The following is a 14,426-nucleotide window of genomic DNA, read 5'->3' as shown; positions in this document are numbered from 1 at the left end:
CTTACGCTGCCCCCTTCGCGGACGAACTGGGATCGACACCGATGATCAGCGTGTTGTCGTCCTGGTAGTGATGCGGAGGCACCAGCAGGTTGATCGGCGCAGGCACGCCCTGGAACACGCGGCCGGCCATGTCGAAGCGCGACTTGTGGCAGGGGCAGAAGTAGCCGCCCTTCCACTCCGGATCGTAGGGTTCGGGGCGGATCTCGGCGACCATTTCCGGCGAACAGCCCAGGTGCGTGCACAGCCCGACCAGCACCGAGATGTCTGGCTTGATCGAGCGGCCTTCGCCCTTGATGTAGGCCGGCTGCTGGTCGGTGACCTCGGACTTGGGGTCCTTGAGCCGCCCGTCCAGCGTCGGCAGCGCGTCCAGGATCGCCTTGGAGCGCTTGACGATCCAGATCGGCTGACCGCGCCACTCCAGGATCAGGCGCTGGCCTTCCTGTAACGCGCTGATGTCGGCGGTGACCGGCGCACCGGCGAGTTTGGCCTTGGCGCTGGGGTTCCATGACTTGATGAAAGGAACCGCGACGAAACCCGCACCCATCGCGCCCACCACCGCCGTGGTGGCAGTGAGAAAGCGGCGGCGTCCTGCATTAACAGAATCGTTGACCCCATCGTTGGCCATCCGGCACTCCGATTTTGATTGGGTAGCGTGAGGCTGCCAGCGGCTCGGTGGGGGTCGAGCCGCATTAAATCCACTGCAGTGTAGCGGAACCCTTAACGCGCAGACAATGCATTGGTGCGACGGCAACCAGAATGCCTCAATGCGACGTCGCCAGCACGCCGCGGTAGCGGTCGGCGAGCACGCCGACGCGCTGCACATAGCGCTGGGTCTCGCTATAAGGCGGCACCCCGCCGTGTTTGTCTACCGCGCCTTCTCCGGCGTTGTAGCCGGCGGCGGCCAGGCTCAGGTTGCCGTTGAAGCGTTTCAGCAACCAGGCCAGGTACTGCACGCCGCCGCGGATGTTCTGCGCCGCATCGAACGCATCGCTGACCCCGAAGCGGCGCGCGGTCGGCGGCATCAGCTGCATCAGGCCCTGCGCGCCGGCACGGCTCAGCGCCATCGGGTTGTACGCCGATTCGGCATGGATGATGGCGCGCACCACCGCCTCGTCGACCCCGTACTCGCGCGCGGCGGCGGCGATCTCGCTCTGGTAGGCGGTGGTGTTCAGCCGCACCGCGCCGAAGTTCAGGCCCGGGTTGGCACAGGCGTAGCAGGTCTCGATGAAGCTATAGCGGATGGTGCGCACCGTGCCGAGGCTGGCGACCTGGGTCGGCCGCGCGCTGGTGTAGTGGCGCACGCCGTCCTTCATATAGGAATAGACCTGGCCGCTGACCACCCGCCGCGGCGCGGTGCCGGCCATCGCAGGCACGGGCGCCACCCGCGTCGGCGCCACGCTGGCGGCGACCGGCGCCGGCGCCGCGACCGGGGGACGACTGATGATGGTGGCCGGGGCGCCGGCCTGCGCCGCGGCCAGGGCGATGCCCCCGCGGCTGGGCGCGCGCTCGGCCGAAGCGGGAGCAAGCACGGGCGCCGCGCGCACGGCACGACGCTCGGGCGCATAGCGGCCGACCACGCTGCAGGTGGCGCCGGCCACGCGCTTGCCGCCGTAGCTGGGTACGCCGTCGCCGCCGATGCACTTGTATAGGGTACCCGCGCTGGCCGGCATGACCGACAGCGTTGCGATTGCCAGCCCCACAAGCCCCGCCATCCCCTTCATGGCCGCGAGTGTCCCAACTTCGCCGGCACTTGCCAAGTGCGCGGCGGCGGCGGCGCGACCGGCCGCCCGTTTCGCCGCCCGGCCCGCCTGGCGCCTGGCCGGCTCATTCGCGCGTGGCCGGCGCCGGCCCGGACCCGGCGGGTGTGCAGCAAGCCGATCAGGCGCAAGGTGCGTGAGACAGGGGACGCCATGGCGCACGGAATTGCGGACAGACTCCGTCCGCAATAGCGCCTAGCATGGGCGCTCGATCACCGAGGAGAGCCGCCATGCCCATCGCCGACCGCCATGTGACCCTGTACCACAATCCCAAATCCCGCTCCAAAGGCGTGCTGATCCTGCTCGAGGAACTGGGCGCGGACTACGCGCTGCAACGCATCGACTTCGCCAGCGGCGCGCAGCTGGAACCGGAGTACCTGGCGATCAACCCGATGGGCAAGGTGCCGGCGATCGACCACGCCGGCGCGGTGGTCACCGAACAGGTGGCGATCTACCAATACCTGGCCGATCTGTACCCGGAAGCCGGGCTGGCCCCGGCGATGGGCGATCCGCGCCGCGGCCCCTACCTGCGCTGGCTGGCGTTCTACGGCTCGGCATTCGAGCCGGCGGTGATCGACCGCGCACTCACGCGCGAGGCGCCGCCGCGGGCGATGTCGCCATACGCCGACTGCGACACGGTGATGGGCGTGGTCGACGACCAGCTGGCGCGCGGCGACTACCTGCTCGGCGCGCACTGCACCGCCGCCGACGTGCTGTGGGGCAGCGCGCTGGGCTGGATGATCGGCTTCGGCCTGGTCGACCCGCCGGCGCCGACCCGCGCCTACGTCGAACGCATGGCGGCGCGGCCGGCAGTGCAGCGCGCGCAGGCGATCGACGCCGACGCCGCCTGAGCGGCCTGCGCGAGGGAGCCGGCCCAGGTAGACTAGCCGGCTCTCCTCAGCCACCCGCCTGGATTAAGCGCCATGACCGGGAACGCCCTGCATCCCCTGCCCTCCGCCGGCACTCCGGCCGCTGCCGCGCCCGCGGTCCGCGGCAAGCTGTACATCAAGACCCACGGTTGCCAGATGAACGAGTACGACTCGGCCAAGATGGCCGACGTGCTCGCCGCCGCCGAAGGCCTGGAGCTGACCGACAACCCCGAAGATGCCGACGTGGTGCTGGTCAACACCTGCTCGATCCGCGAGAAGGCGCAGGAGAAGGTGTTCAGCCAGCTCGGCCGCTGGAAGGCCCTGAAGGCCGGAGGCAAGCCGGTGATCATCGGCGTCGGCGGCTGCGTGGCGTCGCAGGAGGGCGAGGCGATCGTCAAGCGCGCGCCCTACGTGGACCTGGTGTTCGGCCCGCAGACCCTGCACCGGCTGCCGGAACTGATCCGCGCGCGGCGCGCATCGGGCAAGCCGCAGGTGGACATCAGCTTCCCCGAGGTCGAGAAGTTCGACCGCCTGCCGGAGCCGCGCGCCGAAGGCCCGTCCGCATTCGTGTCGATCATGGAGGGCTGCTCCAAGTACTGCTCGTTCTGCGTGGTGCCCTACACCCGCGGCGAGGAGATCAGCCGGCCGTTCGAGGACGTGCTGGTGGAAGTGGCGCAGCTGGCCGCGCAGGGCGTGCGCGAGATCAACCTGCTCGGCCAGAACGTCAACGCCTACCGCGGGCCCTACGCCGACGCCGAGGCCGGCGAGCAGCCGCAGTACGCCGACCTGGGCCTGCTGATCCGCAGCATCGCGCAGATCGACGGCATCGGCCGCATCCGCTTCACCACTTCGCACCCGCTGGAGTTCAGCGATTCGCTGGTGGACGCCTACCGCGACGTGCCGCAGCTGGCCAACTACCTGCATCTGCCGGTGCAGGCCGGCAGCGACCGCATTCTCAGCGCGATGAAGCGCGGCTACACCGCGCTGGAATTCAAGCAGAAGATCCGCAAGCTGCGCGCGGTGCGCCCGGACATCTCGATCAGCTCGGACTTCATCGTCGGCTTTCCCGGCGAGACCGACGCCGATTTCGACAAGACCATGCAGCTGATCGAGGACGTGGGCTTCGACCAGAGCTTCTCCTTCATCTACTCGCGCCGCCCGGGCACGCCCGCGGCCGACCTGGAAGACAGCACACCCGACGCGGTCAAGCACGCGCGGCTGGCGCGGCTGCAGGCGCACATCAACGCGCACTCGCTGCAACTCTCGCGCGCCATGGTCGGCAGCGTGCAGACAGTGCTGGTCGAAGGTCCGTCGAAGAAGAACCCGGCCGAACTGACCGGCAAGACCGAGAACATGCGCTCGGTGAACTTCCCCGGGCATCCGCGTCTGGTCGGCCAGTTCGTCGCGGTGGCGATCACCGAGGCGCTGAGCAATTCCCTGCGCGGCCGCGTGGTCGCCGACGACGCCTGAGCGACGCGGGCCGGCAGCGGCCAGCGGCGGCGCCGACTGGCCCTTCACCGCCACGCGCGCTACGCTTCCATCCCCAGTCCTGAACGACTCCCGGCCGTGCCACGCGCGCGCCGCGTCCGCACCGAATGAGCCTACCCGCGCAACGCGATTTCACCCTGGACCCCGCCGACAGCGAACGCCTGGCCAACCTGGCCGGGCCGTTCGACGCGCACCTGCGGCAGATCGAGCTGCGCCTGGGCGTGGAGATCTCCAACCGCGGCAACGTGTACCGGGTGACCGGCCCGGCCACCGCGGCCGCCGCCGCCGAAACCGTGCTGCAGGCCCTCTACGCCGAGTCGGACAGCGTCGTGTTCGACGACCAGGCCATCCACCTGCGGCTCAACCAGGCCAATGTCGATCTGGTCGCCGAGCGCGCCTACGCGCCGCAGGACGTGGCGATCAAGGTCAAGCGCGGCACCGTGCGCGGCCGCGGCGCCAACCAGGCCAGGTACCTGCACGCCATCGCCAGCCATGACATCAATTTCGGCATCGGCCCGGCCGGCACCGGCAAGACCTTTCTGGCGGTGGCCAGCGCGGTCGAGGCGCTGAACGAATCGCGCGTGCAGCGGCTGATCCTGGTGCGCCCGGCGGTGGAAGCCGGCGAGAAGCTCGGCTTCCTGCCCGGCGACCTGAGCCAGAAGGTCGATCCCTACTTGCGCCCGCTGTACGACGCGCTGTACGAGATGCTCGGCGTGGAGAAAGTGATCAAGCTGCTGGAGAAGAACGTCATCGAGATCGCGCCGCTGGCCTACATGCGCGGACGCACGCTCAACGACGCCTACGTGATCCTGGACGAGGCGCAGAACACCACCATCGAACAGATGAAGATGTTCCTGACCCGGCTCGGCTTCGGCTCCACCGCGGTGGTCACCGGCGACCTGACCCAGATCGACCTGCCCAAGCACGTCAAGTCCGGCCTGCGCGACGCGATCGAGGTGCTGCATGAGGTCGAAGGCGTCAGCTTCACCTTCTTCGAGGCGCGCGACGTGGTGCGGCATCCGCTGGTGGCGCGCATCGTCACCGCCTACGAGAAACGCGACATCATCGACAAGACGACCGGGCCGGCGCCATGACCAAAGGTCCGGTTCGCCTCGATGTCGGCGTCAGCTACGCCCTGCCCCGCGCCGGGCTGCCGGCGGCGGCGAGCTTCCGCAAATGGGTGGCCGCCGCGCTGAAGAGCCGCATCCGCGAAGCCGACCTGGCGATCCGCCTGGTCGACGCCAAGGAAGGCCGCGCGCTCAACCACCACTACCGCGGCAAGGACTACGCCACCAACGTGCTCAGCTTCCCGGCCGAGCTGCCCGAAGGCCTGCCCAAAGGCGTCAAGCTGCCACTGCTCGGCGACCTGGTGATCTGCGCGCCGGTGGTGGCGCGCGAGGCCGCCGAACAGGGCAAGCCGCTCAACGCCCACTACGCGCACCTGACCGTGCACGGCGTGCTGCACCTGCTCGGCTGGGACCACGAGGACGACAAGGAAGCCGACGCGATGGAGCAGCTGGAGCGCGAGATCCTGGCCGACCTGGGCGTGGGCGACCCCTACGCCGGGGAACGCTGAGGCTGGCGATGGCTGGTCAAGCGCGGGCGCGGGCGCTACCGTTGCCGCGCGGCCACCGCGCCGCGCCACTCCGCTCACCGGCCCGAGGTCCAGCGCGTTGATCCGTCCATCCTTGCTTGTGCTCGCGCTCGCGGCCGCGCTGCCCGCGGCGGCCGCCCCCGCCCCCGCCATCGACCTGCCGGCGCTGCTCGAATGCCGCCAGGGCGTGGCCGACTTCGCTGCGCTGGGGCCGTTGCTGGCCGATCCGCTGAAAGCGGTGGCACAGGGCTGGCGGCCGTTGCCGCAATCCAACCTGTTCATGAGCGAATACGAACTGGTGCGGCCGATCCAGGTGTTCGGCCACAGCACCACGCGCATCGGTGTGGCCGGCGCCAGCGTGATGGCGATCCTGGACCTGGCCGATCCGCGCCCGCTGGCCAGGCAGTTGCAGCTGGAGGCGGCGGTGGATACACCGCAGAAAGCCATGTTCGGCCGCGAAGTGGTCAGCCGCGACGTGACCGACCCGAAGACCGGCGAACCGATGATCGAATCGATCATCCTCAGTCTGTCCACGGTGCAGTCGCATCCGGGCAAGACCCTGGCCGGCTGCAGCTACAGCCTGGATCTGCCGGAGGATCCGGCCGCCGCGCCGGCGCCGGACCCGCTGCACGCGCCCGCCAGCGGCGGCTGAATCCGTCCCCACGCCCACCGCCGCGGCCGCCATCGGCGTCGCGGCTCTGTCCCATTGGCCCTGCTAGACTTGCGCCCATCGCCCGGCAGACCGGGTGCCGTATCCACAGAACATGTCAGAAGACGACTCTAGTAGCTCCGCTCCGGAAACCCACGAAAAACGCCGCGGCTGGCTGGAACGGCTGAGTTCGGTCTTCTCCAGCGACCCGCACACCCGCGACGACCTGGTCGAGGTGCTGCGCGACGCCCAGCACGACGGGCTGATCGCCGCCGACACCTTGCGCATGATGGAAGGCGCGCTGTCGGTGTCCGAACTCACCGTCGGCGACGTGATGATCTCGCGCTCGCAGATGGTGTCGCTGTCGGCCGAAGCGCGCTTTCTCGACCTGATGCAGCAGGTGGTCGAATCCGGCCATTCGCGCTTCCCGGTGCATGGCGAGAACAAGGACGACATCCTCGGCATCCTGCTGGCCAAGGACCTGCTGCGCGGCGTGGTCGCCGACCACGGTCCGGGCACGGTGCGCGAACTGCTGCGCCCGGCGGTGCTGATCCCCGAGTCGAAGAAGCTCAACGTGCTGCTCAAGGAGTTCCGGCTCTCGCGCAACCACATGGCGATCGTGGTGGACGAGTACGGCGGCGTCGCCGGGCTGGTCACCATCGAGGACGTGCTGGAGCAGATCGTCGGCGAGATCGACGACGAGCACGACGACGCCGAGGACGAAGCGTCGCTGATCGCCGCACAGGCCGATGGCCAGTATGTGGTCGATGCGCTGACCCCGATCGAGGATTTCAACGAGCGTTTCGGCGCCGACTTCTCCGACGACGACTACGACACCGTCGGCGGCCTGGTCACCGAGGCCATCGGCCATCTGCCGGAAACCGGCGAGGAGCTGACCCTGGGGCGCTTCGCATTCCGCGTGGCGCGCGCCGACGCGCGCAGGGTGCAGGCCTTCCACGTCACCATCCTGCCGCCCGACCCGCAGGAAGACGCTTGATCGCGCGTGCGCTGCCGCGCGGGCCGGCACGCGGCTGGCCGCACTGGCTGCTGGGTACGCTGCTGGCCGGCTGCGCGGCGCTGGCGTTCGCGCAGGCCGGCGCCGCGGACCTGGCCGCACCGCGCGCGCTGGCGCCCGCGGCCGCCGCGGCGCCCGTCGCCGGTCCGCCCGGCGGCGACGCGTCGGCACCGGCGCCGCGCATCGGCGTGGCCACGATGCAGCCGGGCGAGGTGTTCTTCGAGCGCTTCGGCCACGATGCGATCGTGGTGATGGATCCGCGCAGCGGCCAGGCCACTTCGTACAACTTCGGCTTCTTCGATCCCGGCGAACCGGACTTCGTGAGCCGCTTCGCCGCCGGCGACATGCGGTATTACCTGGTCGCGCTGCCGTTGCAGGAAGACCTGGCGCAGTACCGCGACGCCGGCCGCGGCGTGGACATCCAGTGGCTGGACATGGAACCGGCGCAGGCGCGCGCGCTGCAGCAGGCGCTGGCCTGGCGCGCACGGCCGGAGAATGCGCGCTACCGCTACAACTACTACACCGCCAACTGCGCCACGATGGTGCGCGACGCACTGGACCGGGCGCTGGGCGGCACGCTGCACGCGCAGCTGTCCGGGCGTTCGCGCGGCAACACCTACCGCAGCGAATCGGTCCGCCTGGCCTCGCCTGCGCCATGGATGTGGCTGGGCTTCGACCTGGGCCTGGGGCCGTTCGCCGACAAGCCGCTGTCGCGTTGGGAAGAGGCGTTCGTACCGATGCGCCTGGCCGAGAGCCTGGGCGAAGTGCGCAACCGCGCCGGGCGCCCGCTGGTGCAAACGCGCCAGCAGGTGCTGCCGCAGCGGCTGGCGCCGGAACCGACCGAACAGGCGCGGCACTGGTGGCCGTGGCTGCTGGCCGGGCTGGTGGTCGCCACCGGCGTGATCGCGCTGGCACGGCGGCCGCGCTGGCTGGCGGCACTGGGGTTGCCGTTCTGGCTGCTGTGTGCGCTCGGCGGCGGCGTGCTGCTGTATCTGTGGGGCTGCAGCGACCACCGTGCGGCCTGGGCCAATCGCAACCTGCTGCTGCTCGACCCGCTGTGCCTGCTGCTGGTCGGGGGAGCCATCGCGCAGCTGCGCGGCCGCCAGCCCGGACGCTGGTTCGGCATCGTGCTGTGGCTGGTGGTCGCCCTGGCCGGCGCGGCCTTGCTGATCCATTGGCTGTCGATGCTGCAGCCGCAATTCAACCTGCAGTGGATCGCCCTGCTGCTGCCGGTGCACGCCGCGCTCGCCTGGGCGTTCACCCGGCGCCGCTTGCAGCGCTGATCCCGCCCGCACACGATTCCCGCCCATGGCTACCGTCCCCGAAAATCCCGCCTGCGTCATCAACTGCGTGCACTACGATGGCGATGGTCGCCGCCACGACATCGCTCTGGAGCAGATCAGCGACGTGCTGGCCGGCGGCGACGGCTTCGTCTGGGTCGGCATGTACGAACCCGCCGACCATGTGCTGCAGCAGCTGCAGGACGAATTCCAGCTGCACGACCTGGCGATCGAGGACACGCGCAAGGCGCACCAGCGGCCCAAGGTCGAGGCCTACGGCAATTCGCTGTTCCTGGCCGTGCACACCGCGCAGGTGATCGACGAACGCATCGTCTACGGCGAGACCCACGCCTTCCTCGGCGCGCGCTTCCTGCTGACCGTGCGCCACGGCGCCTCGCTGCCGTACGCGCCGGTGCGCGAACGCCTGGAGCGCGAGGCGGCGCTGATGCAGCTCGGCCCGTCCTACGCGCTGTACGCGGTGCTGGACTACATCGTCGACAACTACCAGCCGATCCTGGACGAATTCCGGCAGAGCCTGGAGCGCCTGGAAAAGGACATCTTCGCCGAGGCCTACCGGCGCGACACCGCGATCCGTCTGTACGAACTCAAGCGTGAACTCAACCAGATGCGCCTGGGCGTGGCGCCGCTGCAGGACGTGCTGTCCCACCTCAAGCGCAACCCCGGCCCGCTGATCCCCGACGAAGTGCGGCTGTACGTGCGCGACGTGCTCGACCACGCGGTGCGCACCAACGAAGCGATCGACACCTTGCGCGAGATGCTCGGCACCGCGCTGAGCGTGAACCTGTCGCTGGTGACCCTGGCCCAGGGCGAGACGGTCAAGCGCCTCGGCGCCTGGGCCGCGCTATTGGCCGCGCCAACCCTGATCACCAGCTGGTACGGCATGAATTTCAAACAGATGCCGGAACTGGAATGGCCCTGGGCCTACCCGCTGATGGTCGGCGGTGTGGCCGCGGTCTGCCTGGGACTGTATCTGGCGTTCAAGCGGGCAAGGTGGTTGTAGGTCGGGATCCGGGACTCGGGACTCGTAAAAGCGCATTCCCATGGCCGATAGCGCTTCGGGCGGTGCGTCAGCGCACGCTGTTACTGTTCACGAGTCCGGGGTCCCGAGTCCCGAGCCTCACCCCACGTACACCGACTTGATATTCATGAACTCATGAATCCCGTGCTCGGCCAGTTCGCGACCGAAGCCGGAGCGCTTGATGCCGCCGAACGGCAGGCGTACGTCGCTCTTGACGATGGCGTTGACGAAGGCAGCGCCGCACTGCAACTGGCGGGCGACGCGCTCGCCGCGGGCGCGGTCGGCGCTCCACACGCTGCCGCCCAGGCCGAAGCTGGTGTCGTTGGCCACGCGTACCGCCTCGGCCTCGTCAGCCACGCGCAGGATCGCGGCGACCGGGCCGAACAGCTCTTCGTCGTAGGCCGGCATGCCCGGCACCACGTGGTCCAGGATCGAGGCCGGATAGCCGGCGTGGGTGGCGGTGTCCGGCGCGCCGCCTAGCAAGGCCACCGCGCCCTTGGCGATGCTGGCCTGCACCTGCTTGTGCAGCTCGTCGCGCAGGTCCTGCCGCGCCATCGGCGCCAGCGTGGTCGCTGCGTCCTGCGGATCGCCGAGCCGGCGCTCGACCGCCGCGGCGACGAAGCGGCGCACGAAGTCGTCGGCGATGGCATCGACCACTACGAAGCGCTTGGCCGCGATGCAGGTCTGCCCGGCATTGTCGAAGCGCGACTTCACCGCCGCCGCCACGGTGATGTCCAGATCGGCGTCGTCCAGCACCACGAAGGCGTCGCTGCCGCCGAGTTCCATCACGCACTTCTTCAGCTGTTCGCCGGCGTTGGCGGCGATGGAGCGGCCGGCACGCTCGCTGCCGGTCAGCGTCACCGCGGCGATGCGCGCGTCGCGCAGCACCGCGGCGGCCTGGTCGTTGTCGATGTGCAGCACGTCGAACACGCCGTCAGGCACCCCGGCGGCGGCCAGCGCGGCGTGGATCGCATCGGCGCAGCGCGGCACGTTGCTGGCGTGCTTGAGCAGCGCCACGTTGCCGGCCATCAGCGCCGGCGCCAGGAAGCGGAACACCTGCCAGAGCGGGAAATTCCACGGCATCACTGCCAGCACGCAGCCCAGCGGCTCGTAGCGCACGTAGCTGCGCTGCGCATCGGTGGCGATCGGCTGCTCGCGCAGGTAGTCGGCCGCATGTTCGGCGTAGTAGTCGCAGGCATCGGCGCACTTGTCGATCTCGGCCAGCGCCTCCTGGCGCAGCTTGCCCATCTCCGCGGTCATCAGCCGCTGGATCTGCTCGCGGCGCGCGCGCAACTGGGCGCCGACCTGCCGCAACAGCGCGCCGCGCTGCGCAAGCGACGTTTCCGCCCAGGCGGGAAACGCCTGCGCGGACGCGGCCAGGCGCCGCTCGACGGCGGCGGCATCCATCAGCTCCAGGCGGTAGTCGACCTGGCCGGTGGCGGGATTGACGGTGTCGTAGGGCATCGCGACGAACTCCTGGAAAAAGTCCGGCCAGCCTAGCGCTGCGCAGGTTGCGCTGGCGTGGCGACACGGCGATCGCGATGGACCACAGCGTTCCGCGCTGGCCGCAGCTTTTGTAGGAGCGGCTTCAGCCGCGACCGGCCTTACCGACAATGCCTGTCGCGGCTGAAGCTGCTCCTACAGAAACGCAGCGCTCCGCTAACCGCCCTGCTGCAGCGCCAGCTGGATGTCGCGCTGGCGGCGCTTCTCGCTGCGCGCCATCAGCCACCAGCCGACGAAGGCGGCGATCGACACCGCCAGCACCATCAGCGTGGCCAGCGCGTTGATCTTCGGCTTCAAGCCCATCCGCACCGAGGAAAACACCGTCATCGGCAGCGTGGTCGAGTTGGGTCCGGCCACGAAGTTGGCGATCACCACGTCGTCCAGCGACAGGGTGAAGGCCAGCAGCCAGCCCGACACCAGCGCCGGGGCGATGATCGGCAAGGTGATCAGGAAGAACACCTTGAGCCGGTTCGCGCCCAGGTCCATCGCCGCCTCTTCCAGCGAGCGGTCCAGTTCCTGCAGGCGCGAGGACACCACCACGGTGACGAAGGACAGGGTGAAGGTGACGTGCGCGGCCCAGATCGCGGTGACGCCCTTGGGCGGGATGCCGATCAGCCCGCCCATCGACACCAGCATCATCATGATCGACAGGCCGATGATCACTTCCGGCATCACCAGCGGCGCGGTCACCAGCGCGCCGAACAGGCTCTTGCTGGGGAAGCGGCGGAAACGGGTCATCACCATCGCCGCCAGCGTGCCGATCACCATCGATGCGGTCGCGGTCCAGAACGCCACCTTCAGGCTGATCCACGCCGCCTGCAGGATCTGCCGGTCGCGCAGCAGTTCGCCGTACCACTTGGTCGAGAACCCCGCCCACACCGTGGCCAGCTTGGAAGAATTGAACGAGTACACCATCAGCAGCAGGATCGGTAGGTACAGGAAGGCGAAGCCGCCGCCCAGCACCGCCCAGCGCAGCACCGGCCCGCCGCGCAGCGCGCTCATGCCAGGCCGCCGGCGAGCTGGCGCTGCTGGTAGCGGTTGAAGATCAGGATCGGCACCATCAGCAGCAACAGCATCGCGATCGCCACCGCCGAGGCCGCCGGCCAGTCGCGGTTGTTGAAGAACTCGCCCCATAGCACCCGGCCGATCATCAGCGTGTTCGGCCCGCCGAGCATTTCCGGGATCACGAATTCGCCCACCGCCGGGATCATCACCAGCATGCAGCCGGCGACGATGCCCGGGCGCGACATCGGCAAGGTGATGGTCGCGAACGCCTTCCATGGCCGCGCGCCCAGGTCGTAGGCGGCTTCCAGCAGGCGGTGGTCCTGCTTGACCAGCGTGGCGTACAGCGGCAGCACCATGAACGGCAGATAGCAGTAGACGATGCCGATGTAGGCGGCGATCGGGGTGTACAGGATGCGCAGCGGCTGCTCGATCAGGCCCAGCGCCAGCAGCGTGCGGTTGAGCACGCCGTTGCTGTCGAGGATGCCGATCCAGGCGTAGACGCGGATCAGGAACGAGGTCCACGACGGCAGCACCACCAGCATCATCGCGATGTTGCGCGCCGACGGCGACAGGCGCGCGATCACGTAGGCCATCGGATAGCCGATCAGCAAGGTCAACAGGGTGGAGATCCCGGCGATCTTGATCGAGCCCCAGTAGGCTTCGATGTACTGGTTGTCGCGCACCAGCGCCAGGTAGTTCTGCAGGGTGAACTTCAGCGTCAGCACGCCGTCCTTGTAGTCCACCAGCGCGCTGTACGGCGGGCTGCTGATCGCCTGTTCGGCGAAGGAGATGCGCAGCACGATCAGGAACGGGATCGCGAAGAACAGCAGCAACCACAGATACGGTGCGGCGATCACCAGCCAGCGCGCGCCGAGCAGGCGCCGCTGGCGCAGGCGCTGCAGCAGCGTGCGCGGTGACGCCGCGGGTTGCGCGGCAGCAGATGCGGCGGCGACGGGCGCACTCATGCGGTCAGCACCACGCCGTCGGTGTCGCCCCACCACACCCACACCGCGTCGCCCCAGGTCAGGTTGTCGCTGGCCCAGCGCTGCCGGTTGGCGAAGTTGGCCATCAGCTTGACCCCGCTGGGCAGGCGCACGTGGTAGACCGAATGGCTGCCGAAGTAGGCGATGTCCTCGATCGTGCCCTGCGCCTTGTTGTGCGCCTGATCCGGCGCATCCTTGCCGATGCCCAGCTTCTCCGGGCGCACCGCGAACGACACCGGCTGCCCGCTGATGCCGGTGATGCCGTGACCGACGTAGATGCTGTCGGAGAACGCGCCGCTGCGCAGGGTCACGTAGTCCGGCAGGTCCTGGTCGATGACCGCCTCGATCAGATTGACCGAGCCGATGAACTCGGCGGCAAAGCGGTTGGCCGGCTGCTCGTAGATCTCGTCCGGGGTGCCGACCTGCTGGATCCAGCCGGCGTCCATCAGCGCGATGCGGGTGGCCATGGTCATCGCCTCCTCCTGGTCGTGGGTGACCATCACGCAGGTCACTCCGGAGGTTTCGATGATGCCGACCAGTTCCAGCTGCATCTGCGAGCGCAGCTTCTTGTCCAGCGCGCCCATCGGCTCGTCCAGCAGCAGCAGCTTCGGCCCCTTGGCCAGCGAGCGCGCCAAGGCCACGCGCTGCTGCTGGCCGCCGTAGAGCTGGTGCGGCTTGCGCTTGCCGAGCTTGCCCAGTTGCACCAGCTCCAGCATCTCGCCGACGCGCCTGGCGATGGCCGCGCGCGACAGCCCGTCCTGCTTCAGGCCGAAGGCGATGTTCTGCTCCACGGTCATGTGCGGGAACAGCGCGTAGGACTGGAACATCATGTTGAGCGGGCGCTCGTACGGCGGCAGATCGTCCAGCGGCTGGCCATCGAGCACGATGCGGCCGCGACTGGGTTGTTCGAACCCGCCCAGGCAGCGCAGCAGGGTGGACTTACCGCTGCCCGAGCCGCCGAGCAGGGCGAAGATCTCGCCCTGGCGGATATCTAGATCGACGTCGTCGAGCGCGACGAAGCCATCGAATTCCTTGCGCAAGCCGGCGATGGACAGGTAACCGCTGCCCTTTTCCGGCGGCGCCGCGGCGGCCGCGATCGCGGCCGGCGGAAGATCGGGTCTCGCTGCGCTCAACGCCATCTGTTGCTCCCCGTGGAAGACACCGCAGCGCGCGTTCGCCGATGCTGCCGGGATTACGCGGCCAATTCCCGTACGTTACGGCCCAGTGTAGCCGCGGCCGCCGCG

General features: G+C 69.2%; 14 protein-coding genes. 8 read left to right on the top strand and 6 right to left on the bottom strand.

Annotated features, from left to right (window positions below; genetic code table 11):
- Nucleotide 1 precedes the first annotated feature (1 nt).
- The gene (gene petA / locus ISN38_RS18025) at nucleotides 2–625 is read right to left on the bottom strand and encodes a ubiquinol-cytochrome c reductase iron-sulfur subunit (RefSeq protein WP_003468197.1); all 624 of its coding nucleotides are present in this window, start codon (nucleotides 623–625) and stop codon (nucleotides 2–4) included.
- Nucleotides 626–761: 136 nt separating this feature from the next.
- On the bottom strand, nucleotides 762–1,721 hold the full coding sequence (locus tag ISN38_RS18020; protein WP_058359093.1) for a lytic transglycosylase domain-containing protein: 960 nt from the start codon (nucleotides 1,719–1,721) through the stop codon (nucleotides 762–764).
- 266 nt (nucleotides 1,722–1,987) lie between these two features.
- Here ISN38_RS18020 and ISN38_RS18015 point away from each other — a divergent pair, with 266 nt between their 5' ends.
- The 8 genes from ISN38_RS18015 (at nucleotide 1,988) to ISN38_RS17980 (ending at nucleotide 9,673) form a co-directional block, all read left to right on the top strand.
- Nucleotides 1,988–2,608 carry a glutathione S-transferase family protein gene (locus ISN38_RS18015; protein WP_058359092.1) on the top strand — a complete coding sequence of 207 codons (621 nt, stop codon included), beginning with the start codon at nucleotides 1,988–1,990 and terminating at the stop codon, nucleotides 2,606–2,608.
- Between the two features lie 72 nt (nucleotides 2,609–2,680).
- On the top strand, nucleotides 2,681–4,096 hold the full coding sequence (gene miaB / locus ISN38_RS18010; RefSeq protein ID WP_003471189.1) for a tRNA (N6-isopentenyl adenosine(37)-C2)-methylthiotransferase MiaB: 1,416 nt from the start codon (nucleotides 2,681–2,683) through the stop codon (nucleotides 4,094–4,096).
- Nucleotides 4,097–4,221: 125 nt separating this feature from the next.
- Nucleotides 4,222–5,208, top strand: a complete 987-nt coding sequence (locus tag ISN38_RS18005) for a PhoH family protein (RefSeq protein ID WP_003471191.1) — start codon at nucleotides 4,222–4,224, stop codon at nucleotides 5,206–5,208.
- Complete coding sequence (gene ybeY / locus ISN38_RS18000) at nucleotides 5,205–5,690, top strand: rRNA maturation RNase YbeY (protein ID WP_003471192.1); 486 nt, start codon at nucleotides 5,205–5,207, stop codon at nucleotides 5,688–5,690. Before ISN38_RS18005 ends, ybeY begins: the two co-directional genes overlap by 4 nt.
- A gap of 97 nt (nucleotides 5,691–5,787) precedes the next feature.
- Nucleotides 5,788–6,360 carry a hypothetical protein gene (locus tag ISN38_RS17995; RefSeq protein WP_038239104.1) on the top strand — a complete coding sequence of 191 codons (573 nt, stop codon included), beginning with the start codon at nucleotides 5,788–5,790 and terminating at the stop codon, nucleotides 6,358–6,360.
- Between the two features lie 112 nt (nucleotides 6,361–6,472).
- Nucleotides 6,473–7,354 carry a CorC family transporter gene (locus ISN38_RS17990; protein WP_003471196.1) on the top strand — a complete coding sequence of 294 codons (882 nt, stop codon included), beginning with the start codon at nucleotides 6,473–6,475 and terminating at the stop codon, nucleotides 7,352–7,354.
- 80 nt (nucleotides 7,355–7,434) lie between these two features.
- Nucleotides 7,435–8,655, top strand: a complete 1,221-nt coding sequence (locus ISN38_RS17985) for a lipoprotein N-acyltransferase Lnb domain-containing protein (protein ID WP_407071142.1) — start codon at nucleotides 7,435–7,437, stop codon at nucleotides 8,653–8,655.
- Between the two features lie 25 nt (nucleotides 8,656–8,680).
- Nucleotides 8,681–9,673 carry a magnesium and cobalt transport protein CorA gene (locus tag ISN38_RS17980; RefSeq protein WP_003471201.1) on the top strand — a complete coding sequence of 331 codons (993 nt, stop codon included), beginning with the start codon at nucleotides 8,681–8,683 and terminating at the stop codon, nucleotides 9,671–9,673.
- A gap of 117 nt (nucleotides 9,674–9,790) precedes the next feature.
- On the opposite strand, the gene ISN38_RS17975 is transcribed toward ISN38_RS17980, so the two are convergent.
- From ISN38_RS17975 to ISN38_RS17960, 4 genes are all read right to left on the bottom strand, one after another.
- Nucleotides 9,791–11,155, bottom strand: coding sequence for an NAD-dependent succinate-semialdehyde dehydrogenase (locus tag ISN38_RS17975; protein WP_206711953.1), 1,365 nt, complete (start codon nucleotides 11,153–11,155; stop codon nucleotides 9,791–9,793).
- A 195-nt stretch (nucleotides 11,156–11,350) separates the two neighbouring features.
- Nucleotides 11,351–12,196, bottom strand: a complete 846-nt coding sequence (locus ISN38_RS17970) for an ABC transporter permease subunit (protein ID WP_003471204.1) — start codon at nucleotides 12,194–12,196, stop codon at nucleotides 11,351–11,353.
- Entirely contained in the window at nucleotides 12,193–13,164 is a 972-nt protein-coding gene (locus ISN38_RS17965; protein WP_003471206.1) for an ABC transporter permease subunit, read from the bottom strand. The genes ISN38_RS17970 and ISN38_RS17965 overlap by 4 nt, the downstream gene beginning before the upstream one ends.
- Entirely contained in the window at nucleotides 13,161–14,321 is a 1,161-nt protein-coding gene (locus ISN38_RS17960) for an ABC transporter ATP-binding protein (RefSeq protein WP_108084868.1), read from the bottom strand. Before ISN38_RS17960 ends, ISN38_RS17965 begins: the two co-directional genes overlap by 4 nt.
- Nucleotides 14,322–14,426: the final 105 nt, after the last annotated feature.

The sequence above is a fragment of the Xanthomonas translucens pv. undulosa genome (assembly GCF_017301775.1).
In the GTDB taxonomy this organism is placed as follows: domain Bacteria; phylum Pseudomonadota; class Gammaproteobacteria; order Xanthomonadales; family Xanthomonadaceae; genus Xanthomonas_A; species Xanthomonas_A translucens.
Note: the sequence above shows the minus strand (reverse complement) of the source record. Positions and strands in the feature narration are given on the sequence as shown.

Bases quoted from the DNA above. Each gene is read 5' to 3' on its own strand.
- ISN38_RS18005 (WP_003471191.1), top strand. From the start codon at position 4,222: ATGAGCCTACCCGCGCAACGCGATTTCACCCTGGACCCCGCCGACAGC.
- ybeY (WP_003471192.1), top strand. From the start codon at position 5,205: ATGACCAAAGGTCCGGTTCGCCTCGATGTCGGCGTCAGCTACGCCCTG.
- petA (WP_003468197.1), bottom strand. From the start codon at position 625: ATGGCCAACGATGGGGTCAACGATTCTGTTAATGCAGGACGCCGCCGC.
- ISN38_RS18015 (WP_058359092.1), top strand. From the start codon at position 1,988: ATGCCCATCGCCGACCGCCATGTGACCCTGTACCACAATCCCAAATCC.
- ISN38_RS17990 (WP_003471196.1), top strand. From the start codon at position 6,473: ATGTCAGAAGACGACTCTAGTAGCTCCGCTCCGGAAACCCACGAAAAA.
- ISN38_RS18020 (WP_058359093.1), bottom strand. From the start codon at position 1,721: ATGAAGGGGATGGCGGGGCTTGTGGGGCTGGCAATCGCAACGCTGTCG.
- ISN38_RS17960 (WP_108084868.1), bottom strand. From the start codon at position 14,321: ATGGCGTTGAGCGCAGCGAGACCCGATCTTCCGCCGGCCGCGATCGCG.
- ISN38_RS17975 (WP_206711953.1), bottom strand. From the start codon at position 11,155: ATGCCCTACGACACCGTCAATCCCGCCACCGGCCAGGTCGACTACCGC.
- ISN38_RS17970 (WP_003471204.1), bottom strand. From the start codon at position 12,196: ATGAGCGCGCTGCGCGGCGGGCCGGTGCTGCGCTGGGCGGTGCTGGGC.
- miaB (WP_003471189.1), top strand. From the start codon at position 2,681: ATGACCGGGAACGCCCTGCATCCCCTGCCCTCCGCCGGCACTCCGGCC.
- ISN38_RS17965 (WP_003471206.1), bottom strand. From the start codon at position 13,164: ATGAGTGCGCCCGTCGCCGCCGCATCTGCTGCCGCGCAACCCGCGGCG.
- ISN38_RS17980 (WP_003471201.1), top strand. From the start codon at position 8,681: ATGGCTACCGTCCCCGAAAATCCCGCCTGCGTCATCAACTGCGTGCAC.